The 17,063-nt window shown below is 63.7% G+C and carries 20 protein-coding genes, 2 tRNA genes, 1 other RNA gene and 1 pseudogene; 15 read left to right on the top strand and 9 right to left on the bottom strand.

Annotated features, from left to right (window positions below; translation table 11 throughout):
* The first annotated feature begins 33 nt into the window (after positions 1 to 33).
* The 6 genes from LZ518_RS02575 (at position 34) to LZ518_RS02555 (ending at position 2,688) form a co-directional block, all read left to right on the top strand.
* Positions 34 to 207 carry a hypothetical protein gene (locus LZ518_RS02575; protein WP_249914477.1) on the top strand — a complete coding sequence of 58 codons (174 nt, stop codon included), beginning with the start codon at positions 34 to 36 and terminating at the stop codon, positions 205 to 207.
* Positions 207 to 521, top strand: coding sequence for a cell division protein ZapA (locus tag LZ518_RS02570; protein WP_249914476.1), 315 nt, complete (start codon positions 207 to 209; stop codon positions 519 to 521). The genes LZ518_RS02575 and LZ518_RS02570 overlap by 1 nt, the downstream gene beginning before the upstream one ends.
* 11 nt (positions 522 to 532) lie before the next feature.
* Positions 533 to 686: non-coding RNA, 6S RNA (gene ssrS / locus LZ518_RS13590), on the top strand.
* Positions 673 to 1,263, top strand: coding sequence for a 5-formyltetrahydrofolate cyclo-ligase (locus LZ518_RS02565; protein ID WP_249914475.1), 591 nt, complete (start codon positions 673 to 675; stop codon positions 1,261 to 1,263). Before ssrS ends, LZ518_RS02565 begins: the two co-directional genes overlap by 14 nt.
* Positions 1,260 to 1,475, top strand: a complete 216-nt coding sequence (locus LZ518_RS02560) for a DUF2842 domain-containing protein (RefSeq protein ID WP_249914474.1) — start codon at positions 1,260 to 1,262, stop codon at positions 1,473 to 1,475. The genes LZ518_RS02565 and LZ518_RS02560 overlap by 4 nt, the downstream gene beginning before the upstream one ends.
* Positions 1,476 to 1,566: 91 nt before the next feature.
* Complete coding sequence (locus LZ518_RS02555; RefSeq protein WP_249914473.1) at positions 1,567 to 2,688, top strand: cell wall hydrolase; 1,122 nt, start codon at positions 1,567 to 1,569, stop codon at positions 2,686 to 2,688.
* A 9-nt stretch (positions 2,689 to 2,697) separates the two neighbouring features.
* Here LZ518_RS02555 and LZ518_RS02550 read toward each other — a convergent pair.
* From LZ518_RS02550 to LZ518_RS02535, 4 genes are all read right to left on the bottom strand, one after another.
* A tRNA-Asp gene (locus LZ518_RS02550) sits at positions 2,698 to 2,774 on the bottom strand.
* A gap of 53 nt (positions 2,775 to 2,827) precedes the next feature.
* Positions 2,828 to 3,985 carry an AI-2E family transporter gene (locus LZ518_RS02545; RefSeq protein ID WP_249914472.1) on the bottom strand — a complete coding sequence of 386 codons (1,158 nt, stop codon included), beginning with the start codon at positions 3,983 to 3,985 and terminating at the stop codon, positions 2,828 to 2,830.
* Between the two features lie 113 nt (positions 3,986 to 4,098).
* Positions 4,099 to 4,183 (bottom strand) — tRNA-Leu (locus tag LZ518_RS02540).
* Positions 4,184 to 4,223: 40 nt separating this feature from the next.
* Positions 4,224 to 5,732, bottom strand: coding sequence for a YifB family Mg chelatase-like AAA ATPase (locus LZ518_RS02535; RefSeq protein WP_249914471.1), 1,509 nt, complete (start codon positions 5,730 to 5,732; stop codon positions 4,224 to 4,226).
* A gap of 407 nt (positions 5,733 to 6,139) precedes the next feature.
* Between LZ518_RS02535 and LZ518_RS02530 the strand changes: the two genes are divergently transcribed.
* From LZ518_RS02530 to LZ518_RS02500, 7 genes and pseudogenes are all read left to right on the top strand, one after another.
* Positions 6,140 to 6,487: a hypothetical protein gene (locus tag LZ518_RS02530; RefSeq protein WP_249914470.1), complete on the top strand. Its 348-nt coding sequence runs from the start codon at positions 6,140 to 6,142 to the stop codon at positions 6,485 to 6,487.
* A gap of 84 nt (positions 6,488 to 6,571) precedes the next feature.
* Positions 6,572 to 6,706 (top strand): 50S ribosomal protein L34, encoded by a 135-nt coding sequence (gene rpmH, locus LZ518_RS02525; RefSeq protein ID WP_037504084.1) that lies wholly within the window; start codon positions 6,572 to 6,574, stop codon positions 6,704 to 6,706.
* An 11-nt stretch (positions 6,707 to 6,717) separates the two neighbouring features.
* Positions 6,718 to 7,029: pseudogene (rnpA, locus tag LZ518_RS02520) on the top strand (ribonuclease P protein component); the annotation flags it as partial.
* Between the two features lie 79 nt (positions 7,030 to 7,108).
* Complete coding sequence (gene yidD / locus LZ518_RS02515) at positions 7,109 to 7,321, top strand: membrane protein insertion efficiency factor YidD (protein ID WP_249914469.1); 213 nt, start codon at positions 7,109 to 7,111, stop codon at positions 7,319 to 7,321.
* Positions 7,322 to 7,339: 18 nt separating this feature from the next.
* The gene (yidC, locus tag LZ518_RS02510) at positions 7,340 to 9,061 is read left to right on the top strand and encodes a membrane protein insertase YidC (protein WP_249914468.1); all 1,722 of its coding nucleotides are present in this window, start codon (positions 7,340 to 7,342) and stop codon (positions 9,059 to 9,061) included.
* Between the two features lie 79 nt (positions 9,062 to 9,140).
* The gene (gene yihA, locus LZ518_RS02505; protein WP_249914467.1) at positions 9,141 to 9,773 is read left to right on the top strand and encodes a ribosome biogenesis GTP-binding protein YihA/YsxC; all 633 of its coding nucleotides are present in this window, start codon (positions 9,141 to 9,143) and stop codon (positions 9,771 to 9,773) included.
* A 108-nt stretch (positions 9,774 to 9,881) separates the two neighbouring features.
* Positions 9,882 to 10,544 carry a glutathione S-transferase family protein gene (locus tag LZ518_RS02500; protein WP_249914466.1) on the top strand — a complete coding sequence of 221 codons (663 nt, stop codon included), beginning with the start codon at positions 9,882 to 9,884 and terminating at the stop codon, positions 10,542 to 10,544.
* Here the strand turns inward: LZ518_RS02500 and LZ518_RS02495 are convergent.
* Positions 10,541 to 10,999 (bottom strand): cupin domain-containing protein, encoded by a 459-nt coding sequence (locus LZ518_RS02495; RefSeq protein WP_249914465.1) that lies wholly within the window; start codon positions 10,997 to 10,999, stop codon positions 10,541 to 10,543. The genes LZ518_RS02500 and LZ518_RS02495 overlap by 4 nt on opposite strands.
* A gap of 26 nt (positions 11,000 to 11,025) precedes the next feature.
* Between LZ518_RS02495 and dapE the strand changes: the two genes are divergently transcribed.
* Complete coding sequence (gene dapE / locus LZ518_RS02490; RefSeq protein WP_249914464.1) at positions 11,026 to 12,162, top strand: succinyl-diaminopimelate desuccinylase; 1,137 nt, start codon at positions 11,026 to 11,028, stop codon at positions 12,160 to 12,162.
* A gap of 41 nt (positions 12,163 to 12,203) precedes the next feature.
* On the opposite strand, the gene LZ518_RS02485 is transcribed toward dapE, so the two are convergent.
* From LZ518_RS02485 to LZ518_RS02470, 4 genes are read right to left on the bottom strand one after another with little or no spacing between them, the layout of a single operon-like run.
* On the bottom strand, positions 12,204 to 13,940 hold the full coding sequence (locus tag LZ518_RS02485; protein WP_249914463.1) for a putative bifunctional diguanylate cyclase/phosphodiesterase: 1,737 nt from the start codon (positions 13,938 to 13,940) through the stop codon (positions 12,204 to 12,206).
* 41 nt (positions 13,941 to 13,981) lie between these two features.
* Positions 13,982 to 14,515, bottom strand: a complete 534-nt coding sequence (locus LZ518_RS02480) for a Smr/MutS family protein (protein WP_249914462.1) — start codon at positions 14,513 to 14,515, stop codon at positions 13,982 to 13,984.
* Positions 14,496 to 15,689: a murein transglycosylase A gene (gene mltA, locus LZ518_RS02475; protein ID WP_249914461.1), complete on the bottom strand. Its 1,194-nt coding sequence runs from the start codon at positions 15,687 to 15,689 to the stop codon at positions 14,496 to 14,498. Before mltA ends, LZ518_RS02480 begins: the two co-directional genes overlap by 20 nt.
* Positions 15,686 to 16,342, bottom strand: a complete 657-nt coding sequence (locus LZ518_RS02470) for a Tim44/TimA family putative adaptor protein (protein WP_249914460.1) — start codon at positions 16,340 to 16,342, stop codon at positions 15,686 to 15,688. The genes mltA and LZ518_RS02470 overlap by 4 nt, the downstream gene beginning before the upstream one ends.
* Before the next feature lie 192 nt (positions 16,343 to 16,534).
* Here LZ518_RS02470 and secB point away from each other — a divergent pair, with 192 nt between their 5' ends.
* The gene (gene secB, locus LZ518_RS02465; RefSeq protein WP_249914459.1) at positions 16,535 to 17,062 is read left to right on the top strand and encodes a protein-export chaperone SecB; all 528 of its coding nucleotides are present in this window, start codon (positions 16,535 to 16,537) and stop codon (positions 17,060 to 17,062) included.
* The last annotated feature ends 1 nt before the right edge of the window (position 17,063 follow it).

The raw sequence follows: 17,063 nt of genomic DNA, 5'->3' as shown, positions 1-17,063 counted from the left end.
AGAGCCTCTGCAATCTGCTACGCCTTCTCAACCATGAGCAATACGCCCTTGGAAGAAGCCATGGATCGGGCCGAGCGAGCATTGCTCCGCATCGAACGCGCGGTCGAGCGTGGAACGATGGGTGACGGCAAGGACCAGGCGCTTCGGGCCCAGGTTGCCGATGCGCTGGCCGAGCTCGACATCATCATTCGCGAGGCGGGTCACTGATGGCTGAGGTCGAGCTGACCATCGCCGGTCGCCCCTACAAGGTCGCATGCCGTAACGGCGAGGAGGAAACGCTGCGGCGCGCCGGCGCGATGGTCGACCAGAAAAGCCGGGAAGCGCTGGCCGGGCTCGGCACCTTGTCCGAATCGCGCCAGCTGCTGTTTGCGGCGCTGTTGCTGGCCGACCAGATCGTCGACGGGAAGGAGTTCGAGCTTCCCAAGGGACCCGATGAAGCGTTGATCGATCGGACCAGCCGCCTCGCCGATCGGCTCGAATCGCTTGCCGACAGCCTTGAGCGAAGCGACGCCAACGCCTAAGTAGGTAGGCGACGGGTCTGCCCGGTACGAGCCTTGAGTTATCCCTGAGGCGATGTAATCCGAACGGGAGCTGTCCCTGTTTGGGCCCTGGCCCAATGCACACGGCGCCCACCTGACGTTGTGGCGTCAGAGGATTTCCGGCAAACGGCCCATGGTGGTCCCGTCACATCCTTCTCTAGCGGCCGACAAGGTCACCTTGCGCAGGGAGGCGCGCGAGCAGCGCCGGACCTTCATCGAGTCGCTCGGCCGCGACGATCGCGGCGCGCTCGAGCTCAAACTTGCTGATGCCTTGAAGCCATTGATTGCCCAGTCGCGCGTGATCGGCGGCTATTGCCCGCTGCCAAGCGAAATCAGCCCGCTCCCGGCGATGGAGGCGGCCGCCCACAGCGGATCAGTCGTCGCCTATCCGGCCTTTGCCGACCATCAGAGCAATTTCCGCTTTCTTGCCGGCGATCCGACCGAATCCGGTCCCTGGGCCTGTTTCCAGCCGCCGCTCGATGCACCGGAGGTCTTTCCCGACCTGGTGCTGGTTCCGCTTGTCGCGATCGACCGGCACGGCACCAGGCTGGGACAGGGCAAAGGCCATTATGATCGGGTCCTGGGCAAATTGCGGGAGCATGGCGCCCTGCTGATCGGCGTCGGCTGGAGCGTGCAGAAGCTGGATGAGGAGATACCCGCCGATCATTGGGACGTGACGCTTGACGGTTTCGCGTCACCTGATGGGCTGGAGATGTATCGGTGAAGGCCGAGCCAAGCTGGCGCAAACCGGCCGGAATCTTCGCCATTCTCGCGCTGATCGCGGTGTGGGGGGTGCTGGTAGCGTCGCTTGCCGGAACCGTCGGCCGCTGGCCGGTCCTGGTACAGACGATCTTCTACCTGGTTGCGGGAATCGCATGGATTTTGCCGCTAAAGCCGCTTCTTCGGTGGATGGAAACGGGAAAATTCCGCGCCTGACGGCCTTTCAGTCCCTGAAACGAACCGTTCGTCGAAGGTTCATTGATTTTAGTGTATTGGGTCACCAATTCACCGCTTCCCGACGATGCAAATGAGCTTACCCTTCCGGCCCCAGGCAATTCTGGCGGCACGCCCTTGGCAGACCCATCCGCGTGAAACCATCGCGGTCGGGCTGCTCGGCGCCGCCTTGCTGGCGCTCGCCGGGGTCAGCGGAGCAACGCCCGTTCTCCCATCCTTTGGATCGACGGAAACGGAAGCTCAGCCGGCGGTTCCGCTGGCCAAGCCGCTGCCCAACCAGATCCGCGACCTCGCGCCGGCGACCGCGCTGCAGGTCAATGCCACCATTCCGCTAGCGACTGGGCCGAATCCGGCCGCGACGCCGTTCGCCTTTGGCAATTCCTCGGCGGAGACGCGTGCCAGGGCATTGGAGTGCCTGACCAGCGCCATTTATTACGAGGCAGCGCAGGAGCCGACTGACGGCCAGCGGGGCGTGGCGCAGGTCATTCTAAATCGCGTCCGCCATCCGGCCTTCCCCAACAGCGTCTGCGGCGTCGTTTATGAAGGCTCCACCCGCGCCACCGGCTGCCAATTCACCTTCACTTGCGATGGTTCGATGGCGCGCGCGCCGTTGCCGGACCTGTGGAATCGCGCCCGCAAGGTGGCGGATGAGGCGTTGAAGGGCGCGGTGTACGCGCCGGTCGGCCTCGCCACCCATTACCATGCCAACTATGTCGTCCCCTACTGGGCCTCGAGCCTGGTCAAGACCAGCGTCCAGGGAGCACACATCTTCTATCGCTGGCCCGGCGGTTGGGGCCGTCCCGCCGCGTTCAACGATCGTTGGACTGCGGTCGAAGGCAATCCGTCGGCATTGCGCCTCGCCGCGCTAAGCGCGCCGCACAGCCTCACCCCGTTGACGGCCTCCGCAACCACTGTCGAGAAGCTCGAGGCGGCTGCCGCCAAGCTGATCGAGGGCAAGGACGGCCGCGTCCGGCTGTTGTTCACGCCCGAAGCCCGCGAAGCGGTCGAGAAGGTCAAGCATGTCGACTATGTCCAGCGGGTCGCCGCTTCGGACAATCTGAAGTTTGCGCTCGACGGCGGTACGCACGCGGCAGAACGTCCGTTTGGGCGGTCAACGGAGGGGACGGGAAGCGCGGTGGCCAGCTCGACCACGTCATCGACGCAGCCTCAACTGGCGGAATCGGGCGGTTCGTAAAAGAATGAATGGCGCGAGTGACGGGGCTCGAACCCGCGACCTCCGGCGTGACAGGCCGGCGCTCTAACCAACTGAGCTACACCCGCGCTTTGGGCTGAGGCGGCGCAACTAGGAGAGCCGCCCCACCCTGTCAACAAGCTCAGCTTTCTTTTTCTTCCTCTTCGCCGACATGGGTCAGGGTCCCGTCCTCGAACAGGAAACCGGCGATGTCCGGAGTGCCCGCGGCGGCGAACACGGTCTTGAAAATAATCAGCAGCGGGACGGCCAGCAGCGCCCCCGTCGTGCCCCATACCCAGGCCCAGAATGACAGCGAAACAAGGATCAGCAGCGGATTGATTGTCAGCCGATGCCCGATCACCAGCGGCGTGAACACATTGGCTTCGATCATATGAAGCGAAATGAAAATCAGCGGCGGGAGCATCGCTGCCCAGGGATCGACGAAGGTCATCAGGCCGCCAAGCGCAAGCAACGCCGCGGCCGCGATGGGACCCAGGTAAGGGATATAATTGAGCACCGCGACAATGCCGCCCCACATGACGGGCGAATCCATGCCCAGTGCCCACAGGATGGCCGCGGTCAGCGCGCCGAGGCAGACGTTGATGACGGTGATCGTGCCGATGTAGGTCGAGGTCGCGTCAACCGTCTGCTGGATGACCCGGGCGGTCGTCAAAGCACCCTCGAAGCTGCCGCGGCTGACGATCGTGCGCTTGCGCATGCCGGTCCAGCCGGCGAGGAAGAAATAGATCACCAGCAGCGCGAAGAACAGCTGGACCGCGGCATGCGGCGCCGACGCGGTGATGATGCCCAGCAGCGAATTGGGCGTCTCGACCCGCACCGTGCGGGCCTCGCTGGCCTCTAACGAAATTCGAGCTGCCGTCTTGTCGATGAATTTCTCGAGGTTCGAATAAAGGTCGAGCAACGGCGCCAGAGCATCGGTCACCCGGTTGATCCGCTGCGGGATCAGCGCGACCCAGTCGATCGCCGGATAGATGATTGCCGCCATCGCGAAGATGGCGATCGCCAGGAACACCAGAACGCACAGCAGCGATGCCAGCTTCGACGGGACGCCGCGCCGCTCGAACCATTCCAGCATTGGCACCAAGGCAATTGCGACGACCAGCGCCGCGGTCACCGGCAGGAAGAATTCGGCGCCTGCGCGAAGGGCGAATGGCAGGGCGAGGATAAGGCCGACACCGGCCATCAGCGTCAGTGAAGCCAGCAGCCGGACGCGCTTTACCTGCAACGCCTCCATATCGGTCGAGGGCGAATCGGCGGGTGTGTCTGGGCGCACGTCCATCGCCCCATCTTAATCAACATTAAGTTGGCCGCCAGATGGCGCGGATGCTGGGATTTTTGGACTAGGCCGGAGCCACATGCTCGCCAGTCTCCCAGACTGGCTGCGCCTGTTGCTGGTGCCCCCGGTCCGACTCGAACGGACACTCCTTGCGGAACTCGATTTTGAGTCGAGCGCGTCTACCAATTCCGCCACGGGGGCACGCGGCGACGCTGCTAGCCGAGCCTTTTGCCGATGGCAATTAGTTGCGCGGCGCCTGCCGCCGATAGCTCAGGGCCTCCGCGACATGGATGCGTCCGACTGTCTCCAACCCGGCCAGGTCGGCGATGGTGCGGGCGACGCGAAGCACGCGATGGTAGCCGCGCGCGCTCAGCCGCATGGCTGCCGCCGCGTCGGCCAGCAGCTTGCGACCGGGCTCATCGGGCGTTGCGATCGAATCGAGCAGCTCGCCGTCGGCTTCGGCGTTGGTCCTCACTCCATTGCCGTTGAACCGGCGCGATTGCACGGACCTGGCGTTGGCGACGCGCCTGGCCACCGCATCGCTGCCCTCAGCGGGCGGCGGCAGGGTCAGGTCAGCGGCACTAACTCCCTGCACCTCGACGTGGAGGTCGATCCGGTCAAGCAGAGGTCCTGAAACCTTGGCCTGATAGTCGGCCGCGCAGCGCGGGGCGCGGGCGCAGGCGAGGGCCGGGTCACCGAGATGCCCGCAGCGACAGGGATTCATCGCCGCCACCATCTGCACGCGCGCCGGAAAGGTGACGTGCATGTTGGCCCGCGCCACGCTGACGGTCCCGGTCTCCAGCGGCTGCCTCAGCGAATCGAGCACGGTCCGCTGGAATTCGGGGAGCTCGTCGAGGAACAACACTCCCAAATGAGCCAGGCTGATTTCGCCGGGGCGGACCTTGAGCCCGCCGCCGACCAGCGCCGGCATCGAGGCACTGTGGTGCGGAGAACGGAACGGGCGGCGCCGGCGGAGGCGGCCGCCCTCCAGCTCACCGGCGACACTGGCGACCATCGACACTTCCAGCGCTTCGGACGGTTCAAGCGGGGGCAATATCCCCGGCAGGCAAGCGGCAAGCAGTGACTTTCCCGCACCTGGCGGACCGCTCATCAACAGATTGTGTCCGCCGGCCGCGGCGATCTCCAAGGCCCGTTTCGCGACCTCCTGTCCCTTGACCTGCTTCAGGTCGGGACCTCCGACCGCCGGCTCGGCCTCGCCCGGTTCCGGCGGGCGGAGGAGCTGCGTCCCCTTGAGATGGGATAGCAAGGCCAGCAGGTCCGGCGCGGCGAGCACCTCGACACTGCCGGCCCAGGCGGCCTCGGCGCCTTGGATTGCCGGGCAAATCAGTCCCATCCCCTGCCCGCTTGCATGCAGCGCGGCCAGCAGCACGCCGGGCGAGGCCGCGATGCGTCCGTCAAGGCCAAGCTCCCCGACTGCGACATAGTGCGATAGGCTTTCGGCATCCGTCGCTCCGATCGCCGCCAGCAGGCCGAGGGCGATCGGCAGGTCGAAGTGCGACCCTTCCTTCGGCAGGTCGGCCGGCGACAGGTTGACGGTGATCCGCTTGGGCGGAAGCGCAAGGCCGATCGCGCTCAATGCGGCACGAACCCGCTCCCGGCTCTCTCGCACCGCATTGTCCGGCAGGCCGACAATGACGAAGGCGGGAAGTCCCGCCGAAAGCTGGACCTGGACTTCGACAGCTCTTGCTTCGAGCCCAAGGTAGGCGACGGTGGCCACGGTCGCGACCATCAGCGGCCGCCTTCCGCGCTACGCACACAAGGATGACGCAAACTTACTCCTAGCTCGGCCAAAGCAGATTAGGGTCCGGATTCACCACCGGCAAGAGCCGTGACCTGGCTCCTGCCGGATGCAGGGCGAGGAGAAGCGCGAAGAGCGGGGCCGTTGCCTTCCCGGTCAAGCGCTTCGACGAAGCAATGCGTCGGCAGGGCCATGCCCATTGGGTGGGACGCAAAAGCACCCTGGAACACTCGCTTGATTGCCGGATAGCACCAACTATCCGGCTGCACGCGCTCACTCCCAGATCGCTTTTTCGTCTCCATCACGGCCATGTCGGTGGCGAATTCGGACCCTCAACCGCATCCGAAATGATAGGCAAGCGCCCTTGTCTCGTCTCAATTTCTGCCCACATCGAACGTATGATCAGTCGCGACCAATGGCGGAGCTTTATCGACCACCCGGTGGTCGAATGGAGCATTTTCGCCCTCGGTATCCTGCTGATGATCGCCGCAATTCCGGTCGGCGCCCTGCCCGGCCCCGGCGGAATCTTCGTATTCGCGGCGGGATTGGCACTCGTCCTCAAGACCAGCATGTGGGCCAAGCGCCGTTACGTCGACTTCAAGCGCAAGCAGCCCAAGATCGGCCGGTGGGCTGACTGGGGATTGCAGCGAAAGAGTGCCAAGCGGCGAGCGGCGATCCGCGAGGAGCGCAAGGAAATGGGCTATTCCCTGCCCAAGGGCGATGACGAAGCCCCCAATCGGCGTTGACTTCTCACGCCCTCGCGACTATCGGCGCCCTCAACAACGGCCGCTTCGGCGGCCCTTTTCATTCGATATTTGAAGGCATGAGCGATGAAGCGCACTTTCCAGCCGAGCAATCTGGTCCGCAAGCGGCGGCACGGGTTCCGCAGCCGCATGGCGACGGTCGGCGGACGCAAGGTGCTGAACGCGCGCCGCGCACGCGGCCGCAAGAAGCTCAGCGCCTAGTCACCCTTCGGAAGCGCTCGGATTTCCTCGCCGCCAACAGCGGCAAGCGCGCTCCCATGCCCGGCTTCGTCCTGCTCGTCCGCCCGCGGGGCGACGGCGATCCAACGATGCGCATCGGCATCACCGTCACCAAGAAGATCGGCAATGCGGTCGTCCGCAACCGGATGAAGCGCCGCTTGCGCGCGCTTGCCCGCGAATCCCTGCCAGGCCTTGGAATTGCCGGCGCCGACCATGTGCTGATCGGGCGGCAAGGCGGGATTGAGCGCGATTATGCCAGCCTTACGGCTGAGCTGAAGCGCGCTTTGAAGAAACTTTCCCAATGATCGTCTTTGCGAGGAGCGTTGCGACGAAGCAATCCAGTCATGCGCCGCTGGATTGCTTCGCTTTGCTCGCAATGACGAGATGATAACCAAAGGCCTGATCCTGCTCACCCGGGCGTGGCAAAAGGGGCCCAGCCGCGTGCTCCCTCCCAGCTGCCGTTTCCAGCCAAGTTGTTCGGCCTATGCAATCACCGCCTTGCAACGCTATGGCGCGCTCAAAGGAAGCTGGCTCGCCCTAAAGCGCATCTTCCGTTGCCATCCCTGGGGTGGGCAGGGCTTCGACCCGGTCCCCTGAATTCAAGGACAATATTACGTGAACGACAATCGCAACATGCTCCTCGCGATCGTGCTGAGCGCCATCGTGCTGCTCGGCTGGGGGCTATTGTCCGAGAAATTCCTCCCGACCCCCGCGCCGCAGGCCCAGCAGGTCGACGATGGCAAGATGAAGCCGGTTCCGCAGCCATCGGCTACTCCAGCCGCTCCGGCAGTCCAGACGCCGCAGGCGATCCGCGAGCGAGCGATTGTGCTGACAGAGACGCCGCGCGTGAGGATCGAAACGCCGAGCCTGCAGGGCTCGATCAATTTGAAGGGCGCGCGGTTCGATGACCTCGACCTGGTCGCGCAGCGTGAGACCATCGCCAAGGATTCCCCACCCGTTCGCCTGCTGTCGCCGGCTGGCGCGAAGGACAGCTATTTCACGCAGTTCGGCTGGACTGGGGAAGGCGTCGCGGCGCCGGATGCCAACAGCCTCTGGACCGCGAGCGCTATGACGCTCTCGCCCGGCAAGCCGGTGACGCTGAGCTGGACCAACCCGACCGGCCAGCGGTTCGAACAGACTATCTCTGTCGACGACGGCTATTTGTTCACGGTCAAGCAGAGGGTCGTGAACGGTGGCAGTGCTCCCGTCGCGGTCCGCATCTACGGCCTCGCCAGCAGGGCGGAGAAGAGCAAGGATCCATCGACATGGACCAATCATGTCGGCCCAATCAGCTATCTGGGCGACAAGGCCGAATATGACGTCAAATGGGAAACGCTGGACGAAGACAAGTCAGGCGTCACCCTCGATAGCCGTGGCGGTTGGCTAGGCTTTACCGACAAATATTGGCTGACCGCCCTTGCCCCGGCCAATGGCGCACCAATTGAGGCCAGCTTCAAGCGGACGCCGTCGGGCGCCTACCAGGCCGACTATGCCGGAGCGCCTTTCGTGGTCGCACCAGGCCAGGCGGTGAGCAGCGAGACCCGCCTGTTCGCCGGCGCAAAGGAATATACCTATCTTCAGCGCTACGAAGCGGCTGGCATTCCTTCGCTCAACCGGGCGATCGACTGGGGCTGGTTCCGCTTCTTCATGATCCCGATCTTCAAATTGCTGCTGTGGCTGTTCCACACGATCGGAAATTTCGGGTTCGCAATCATCGCGCTGACCTTCATCGTCCGGGGCTTGATGTTCCCGATTGCCGACAAGCAGTTCCGGTCGATGGCCGGGATGCGCAAGATCCAGCCGAAGATGAAGGCGCTGCAGGAGCGCTACAAGGACGACAAGCCGCGCCTGCAGCAGGAGATGCTGAAGCTGTATCAGGAAGAGAAGATCAATCCGGCCGCGGGCTGCCTGCCGATCCTCCTCCAGATCCCGGTGTTCTACGCGCTCTACAAGGTGCTGATGGTCAGCGTCGAAATGCGCCACCAGCCGTTCACGCTATGGATCAAGGACTTAAGCTCGCCTGACCCGGCACATATTTTGAACCTGTTCGGCCTGCTCAACTTCACGCCGCCGTCTTTCCTCGCAATCGGTCCGCTGGCCGTGTTGCTCGGCATTACCATGTGGCTCCAGTTCAAGCTCAACCCGCAGCAGATGGACCCGACGCAGCAGCAAATCTTCTCGATCATGCCGTGGGTGCTGATGTTCGTGATGGCGCCGTTCGCGGCCGGCCTGCTCGTCTACTGGGTCACTTCCAATATCCTGACGATCGCGCAGCAGGCGTGGCTCTACAAGCGCTACGACATGCACCTCTCCGACACGCATCCGGTGAAAACGTGACGTTCACCTCCCCGCCGTTCGTCCCGAGCGAAGTCGAGGGACGTGTCTCGACTGCGCTCGACACGAACGGGGGTGGACAATGACTGAAGAGTCAGCCGAGCGTGCGCGCAAGCTGTTCGCCGGGCCGATCGAGTTTCTGAAATCGGCCCCGCAGCTTCAGCACCTGCCGGCCCCGACCGTTCCGGAGATAGCCTTTGCCGGCCGCTCCAATGTCGGCAAGAGCTCGCTGATCAATGCGGTCACCAACCGCAACAAGCTGGCCCGCGCGTCGAACACGCCCGGACGGACTCAGGAGCTCAATTATTTCGATGTCGGGAAGCCGCTGGTTTTCCGGCTGGTCGACATGCCGGGCTATGGCTTTGCAGAAGCGCCGAAAGACATGGTCAAGCGCTGGCGCTTCCTGATCAACGACTACCTTCGCGGACGGCAGGTGCTGAAGCGCACTTTGGTCCTGGTCGACGCGCGCCATGGCCTCAAGGACGTCGACCGCGACGTCATGAAGATGCTCGACAATGCCGCGGTCAGCTACCACCTGGTCCTGACCAAGGCCGACAAGGTCAAGCCGACCGAGCTCGCCAAAACCGTCGAGGCGATCCAGGCGGAGGCGGCAAAGCACCCGGCCGCCCATCCCCTCATCCTGCCGACGTCCAGCGAAACCGGCGACGGCATTGCCGAGTTAAGGACGGCGATCATGGAAGCGGTTACGTCGTAGGGCATGCCGTCATCCCGGGCTTGACCCGGGATCTGCCTTTTCTTCAGACGGCACCAGAATGAAGGCAGACCCCGGATCAAGTCCGGGGTGACGTAGGAAGGGACCCGAGTGAAGCTGATCATCGGCAATCGCGCTTACTCGAGCTGGTCGATGCGCGGCTGGCTGGCGCTGAAGCATGCCGGCCTCGAGTTTGAAGAGCTGGTCGTTCCGATGTTCGACGAAATGTGGGAACAGCGCCGCGAGGGCGATGAGTTCGCCCCGTCATTGGGCAAGGTGCCGATCTTGTGGGATGGCGACAACGTCATTTGGGACAGCCTCGCGATCATCGAATATTGCGCCGACAAGGTCGGGCGCGACCGCTTTTGGCCGGAGGCTGAAGCGGCGCGCGGCATGGCCCGCTCGATGGCCGCCGAGATGCACAGCGGCTTTTCCGCCCTTCGCCGCGAGCTGCCATTCAATGTCCGCCGCAATTTTGGCTCGGTCGAGCTGTCCAGCGAGGTGGAAGCGGACATCAACCGCATCCTCAACCTGTGGGCGCAGGCCCGCGCCCGCTTCGGCGGCACCTGTGAATATCTGTTCTGCAACTGGAGCGCTGTCGACATCATGTTCGCGCCCGTGGTGACGCGTTTCGTCACCTATGGCGTGCGCGTACCGCCGTTCGCCGCCGCCTATATGGAAGCGGTCCTGCATCGCGCCGACGTAGTCGAATGGATCGAGCTGGCCCAGGACGAGCCTTGGGTGATCGAAGCCTATGAAGGGGCTACGGCCTAGGCCCGCTTGGGATATTCGGTGCCGTCGCGACGGCGAAACGTCCCGTCGGCCGTCCAGATCATGTCGATGTCCGAATAACCGCCGCTGGTACGCTCGCCTGCGCTGATGGCGATGAAGGTGCACGGCTCGTTCGACCGGTTGACCAGATTATGGCCGTTCCTGCTGCCCTTGGGCCAGGCAAGAATGTCACCAGGCCCGACCTCCGTCTCGCCATCATCCTCTACCAGCACTGCCTTGCCGGCGAGCATGACGACCATCTCGTCCTCGGTTTCATGCCAGTGACGCTGGCTCGACCAGGCACCAGGATCGAGCGTCACATGGCTGGCGCCAAGCTCGGTCAGGCCGGCAAGCGGCGCGATGCGCTTCCACCATCGACCCTGTACTTCACGATGATAGGGGTCGGGGTATCCGGTGGCGTTGGACGGAGCGATTGGTTCAAGATCGACTTTCGGCATGGCGATTGCCTTGCTACGCGACAGGAATGACATCGTCCATCGACCCCGTCGACCTTGCGAGGGCGTTGATCGCCTGCCCCAGCATCACGCCCGCGCGCGGCGAGGTGTTTGACGTACTGGCGGCTGCGCTGACCGCCAATGGCTTTGAGGTTCACCGTTGGGTGATGGGCGAAGCTCCTGATGGGCCGACCGAGAATATGGTCGCGATTCGCGGATCGGGGGCGCCCCATTTCGGTTTCGCGGGCCACCTCGACGTCGTCCCGCCCGGTGACGGCTGGGATAGCGATCCGTTCGATCCGATAGTCGAAAATGGCGTCATGACCGGGCGCGGCGCCAACGACATGAAGAGCGCCATCGCCGCATTCGCATCCGCCGCGGCCGCGATGCCGCAGGACAAGGGTACGCTTTCCTTACTGATCACCGGCGACGAGGAAGGCTATGCCACCTACGGTACGCCGCGGATCATCGACTGGCTTAACGAGCGCGACATCCGCCCCGACATGATCCTGATCGGCGAGCCGACTTCGGTCGACCGGCTGGGCGACACGATCAAGATCGGCCGGCGGGGTTCGGTCAATATGTGGATCGACGTTCCCGGCACGCAGGGCCATGTCGCCTATCCCCACCGGGCCGATAACCCGATTCCCAAGCTGGCCAGGGTGGTCGATGCGCTCGAAGCGCTTCACCTCGACAATGGCACCGACGCATTTCCGCCTTCCAACCTCGAATTGACCGCCGTTTCGACCCCGACCCAGGCCAGCAACGTCATTCCCGCATCCGCGACCGCCCAGCTCAACATCCGCTTCAACAATCTCCAGCGTGGCGCCGACTTGGTGAGGATGGTCGAAGACATCGCCGAGCGTGAGGCGCCAGGTTCGACCGTCCGCGCACGAATTTCGGGTGAAGCGTTTCTGACTCCACCGGGAGACCTCTACGACGTGGTCGTATCGGCCATCCGCGACGAAATGGGCATCGAGCCCGAATTGTCGACCAGCGGGGGAACGTCGGACGGCCGCTTCCTCATCCAGCTCTGCCCGGTGGTCGATTTCGGCCTGCCCAATGCCAGCATGCACAAAGTCGGCGAACATGCGCGGGTCGAGGACATCCACGCACTCAGCCGGATCTACCGGCGAATATTGGAAAAGGTTTTCGGCGCATTGTGAGACCTTGATTCACGCTCCAGCAGGGCTGGAACGATCAAGATCTAGGCGACGCTGCGCGAGCCGCGATCGGCATTGCGGGTCCAGCTCAGATATTCTTCCTCGAACATCGGCTGGGCGAATACGAAGCCCTGAACCGTCTCGCAGCCCATCGCGCGCAATATATCGGCCTGGGCGACATTTTCGACCGCTTCGGCAACCACCTCGCCGCCGACTCCCTTGACCAGCTGGATCACGGCCTGGACTACCACGCGCGCCTTCTCGCTATTCTCGATATCGACGATCAGCGACGGATCGAGTTTGACGCGGTCCAGCGGCATGGTGCGAAGCCGGGCGATGTTGGAATAGCCGGTACCGAAATCGTCGATGGCGATCGACGCCCCATCGCGGCGGAGCGCGGCAATTTCCGCGAGTACCGTCTCCGAACATTCCATCGCGGCCGATTCGGTGAATTCCAGCTCGACCAGGGACAGCGGCACGCCCGAATCGCTGAACGTGGCCCTCAACCGCTGGAAGAAGTCCGCTCGATCGAGTTGGCGCGGGCTGACGTTGAAAGCGAGCCTGCGCTTAATGCCCTGAGCGTGCCATTCGGCCAGCATCGAGGCGACCTCGGCGATCACCCAGTCGCCGATGTCGGCAATGATCCCGGTTTGCTCGGCGATCGGAATGAACGTCGCGGGCGACCGCATCCCTTCGCGCGGATGATTCCAGCGCAGCAGCGCTTCGGCGCCGCTGACCTCGCCGGTAACGAAGCTCAGCTGCGGCTGCAGCGCCAACAGGAATTCGCCGCGCTGCACCGCTTCGCTCAACGCTGCTTCTGTATCGATCTTCAGCTGATGTTCGGCTGCCAGCTCCTCGCTGAACAGGCAATAACGGCCGCCGCCGTTATTCTTGGCGCGGTACATGGCAATGTCGGCAGCGCGCATCAGGCTCTCGATCCCGGTGCCGTGATCGGGGCTTATGGCCACGCCAACCGAGGCGCCGATATCGACGCTGTGCCCGTGGAGTTCGAATGGCTCGGAAATGGCCAGGGCAATCCGCCGTGCAACGCGCTCGGCGTCGGCGGCTTCCTCAATCTCCGGGAAGAAGATCGTGAACTCGTCCCCCGCCAGACGCGCCAGAAGCGGCCGCTGACCCGACCCTTCGGCAAGCTCGGCAGTAACAACCACGCGCAGCCGGTTGGCAACCATGATCAGCAACTGGTCGCCGCGGGCGTGGCCAAGACTGTCATTGACGTTTTTGAACCGGTCGAGATCGACGAACAGCATTGCAGCCTTGGTTTCGTCGAGCCGGGCGGCAAGCATTTTGTCGGCCTCCGCACGAAAATGCAGGCGGTTGGGCAAGGACGTTACCGGGTCGTACATTCCCAGCGCATGGGCATTTTCGATCGAAGCTCGAACCTCGGCGAACAGGCTGTCGACGGCAGTGGCGAGCTTGGGCATGCACTCGCGAACGCTCTTGGGCGTTGGGCTGGTCAGGTCGCCCTGTTCCACGGCGAGCAGCCGGTCGCCGAGCGCGTTTAGGGCGCGAGCGCTCTCGCTGTTGGGGCGTTCCGAGGCGATGTAGCTGATCAACAGGCAGAAAACGCCGGCGCCGATGGAAGCGAGAACCTGCTCGTTAAACCGGGTGATGTAGAGGAAGGCCATTAGCGAAAATAGGAACGAGGCAATGCCCGCCGCGCCCGACAACAGGGCGTTGCTGATTTTCTGCGCAGTACCGTCCGTAACCGTCGAAATCTGCCTGCCCCTTGCCTCCCGCGTGCGCGCCGCGGGAATCTTCAAGAAAACAGGGCTAAACAGATGAGGTTAAAAAAGGGTGGAGTTCAGAAGGTTTTTCGCAAAATTATATAGAGGCTTCCGCCGCCGCCGTGACGAGGGTGAGCGGCCCTGACCGCGGCGATGTGCGAAGCATGCCGCGAAGCCGCCAGCCAATCGTATACCGCGGCTCTGATCCGGCCTCGCGCCAACGGGGGTTCGCCCTGCCGCTGATGGCCGGTGATTAACAGTATGACTCGATTTCCCGAGGCAATGGCGCGTTCGATGCCCTGGTCGATCGCTTGCCATGCGCCGTCGAGACTGTGGCCATGAAGATCGATCGTCCGGTCGGGCTGTACGCGTCCGGACCCAATTCGCCGGTCCCAGCTGCCATCCAACGTCGCGTTTTGAAGTGACCTCGGACGGCTCGGTGCAGGCTCGACTGGTCTGGCCGCGGGAATTCTGCCCTTTGGCTTCGGCTGGCTAACGACTGGCGTGGGCAACGGCAGCTTGGGTCGATCGATCGATTCGCGGGAAAGCGGACGAATGGTCGCTGTGACCTTGGCCCACAGTTCGGCCTCGTCAGGGGACAGTTTGCGCATGAGCCACCGTCCCCTTTGGCAGCAAGATCAACGCCTGACCCTTGGCTGACATGCCGCCCGCCGTCTGGCGTGCGGCGTCGCCCGCACCCCAAAAGGTGTCGAACCGGTTGGCACCCTTGATCGCCCCTCCAGTATCCTGCGCGACCCACAGTCCGGAAGCTTCGCGCCGATCGAGAGTCAGGAACACCGGGGCACCGAGCGGGACGAATTTCGGGTCCGCCGCGACCGAGGATCGCGCGGTGACCGGCACGTTCAGCGCACCCAATGGACCGGGCCCGGTCAATTCCTTGAAGAAAATATAGCTGAGGTTCTCACGCATTAGCGCTTTGCCGCCATCGGGCTGGCTGCGCATCCAGGCGACGATGGCGTCCATATTGGCCCCGCCGGGCGGCAAGATTCCGCGATCTCTGAGCAGCCGTCCGATGGCGATATATTCGCGACCGTTCTGGTCGGCATAGCCGATCCGCATGACCTGTCCGTCCGGCAGCTTGACCCGGCCAGATCCCTGAATCTGCAGGAAAAACAGCTCGACTGGATCAGCTGCCCAGGCAAGCTCGAGGCCACGGTTGGCAAGTGCGCCATCCTCAATTTCGGCCCGGGCAAAGTAGAGGGCGCATGTCCCGGTCTCGTCGATTCGCCCGCGCCCGGCCGTACCGTCCGGCTTGGTGCAGCGAATGAGATCGTCGGGTTTGGCGTAAATCGGAACGGCATAGCCATCGGCCTGCGTGCGCGATCCCAGGATTTCCGGCTCATAATAGCCGGTGGCGAACGCCTCGCCGGCCCCCACTCTTACCCATTCGAACCGGTCTCGGAAAAAAGCGGCGGCGTTGGCGGATGGCAGGCTTGAGGCTTCGCTGCACAGCGGCTGCCAATCCGCGGCAGTGGTCAGGCCGCTTTGGTCCTGGCGCTTCATCAGCGCCGGGCAGCTCAATCGAAATGCAGCCAGCGCGCGCTCCGCTTCGACTCCGTTGAGGGGCGCCGGCGAGCCGAGCGCAACTCCGGCGTCACGGGCCGTTGCAGGAGGTGGCGGAGCGGGTGGTGGCGGCGGCGGTGTCGGCACCGGCACGGGGGCTGGTGCCGGTGGTGGAACCGTTGGCGGGGTGGGCGTGCGCGGAGCGCAGGCTGCAACCACAAGCGTCAGGGCAAGCGCGGCGCGCCGCGCGAACGCCCTCACTCTTCCTCGTCGGTTTCGACCAGCAGCCAGTTTGGATCGCGCGAACTAATATCGCGGCGGAAGGTCCAGCGATCTCGAGTCTGAATCGCATCCGACAGGGACCCGGCGACGACCTCGCCCGCGGCGTTGCGGGTGACGGCGGCGATATCCGCCTCAAACCTGACGGTGACCAGCGCCACGTTCCGATCGATCTCGGCTCCGGCAATCAACGTTTGGTCGATCGCGACCAGCCGGTTGTCGAGTGCCAGTCCATCCTTGGTTCGCTGCTCGACCGCTCCCGCGAAAGTTTCGAAAACGTGAGCATCGACATAGGGCTTCATCGCTTCGACATCGCCCTTCCAGAAGGCTTCGAGGATCATACGATATGCCGCCTTGCTTCCCTCCAGGAAGCGAGCGACGTCGAAGGTCGAGTCCGCTGCCAGCAGGGCGCGCACGCCTGGCCCAGCGGTCGGCAGGTAAGCCAGATCGTCGGGCTCGCTGGCCACGGTGGCCGTCGCCGCCCGCGGCGCGGCCCGCGGTTCCATCCTGGCATCGGCTTCCGGATCGGCCGGCTTCAGGATCGGCTGCTCATGCCCGGTGCGCTCGCCCAGCACGCTGTACAGCCTGAGGCCGATGAACAAAGCGACGAGTGCGAGGATAACAATTGCGGTCAATGACGATTCCGTTCGAACGTGAATTTCAGGCCCAACATAATCCCGACAACGCACATATTCAAAGGGCGCTCCATCACATGGCCTCGCCATTGCACCACAAAGGCGCGACTGCTAGTCGCTCGCCCGTGTTTGGCGGGCCCAACCGGACCTAGCCTACCCTTTCAACCGTTACGATTCTTCCAAGGAAATTTCATGGCCGACCAGGACCCCATCAACCCCGCGCCCGAAGGCAATGGCCAAGGCGCGGACGACCAGCCCCAGGTTGCGACGATTCACCAGTATATCAAGGATTTATCGGCAGAAAGCCCCTCGTCGCCACAGGCTTTCCAATGGCAGACCCAGCCCTCCCTCGACGTTCAGTTCGGGATCGCCGGCAACAAGGTCGCCGAAGAGGTTCATGAAGTGGTGTTGAAGATCGAGGTCAATGCCAAATCCGAGAGTGGAACGCATTTCATTGTCGACTTGAGCTACGGCGGTCTGTTCGGTTTTCGAAACATTCCCGAGGAAGCGTTGACCCCCTTCCTGGTGGTCGAGGCGCCGCGCCTTATGTTCCCGTTCGCGCGGCAGATCATCGCCGAGGCGGTCCAGAATCTGGGCTTCCCGCCGGTGCTGCTCGATCCGATCGATTTCGCCAGCGCCTACATGGCCCAGGCCGAAGCGCAGCAGCAGGTTGAGGGTCAGCCGGGCGGCGATGGCGAGCCGCCGGTCGGCCACGCCTGAT

This window comes from Sphingomonas brevis (genome assembly GCF_023516505.1).
Taxonomy (GTDB): Bacteria; Pseudomonadota; Alphaproteobacteria; order Sphingomonadales; family Sphingomonadaceae; genus Sphingomicrobium; species Sphingomicrobium breve.
This window is presented reverse-complemented; position numbering and strand designations above follow the sequence as displayed.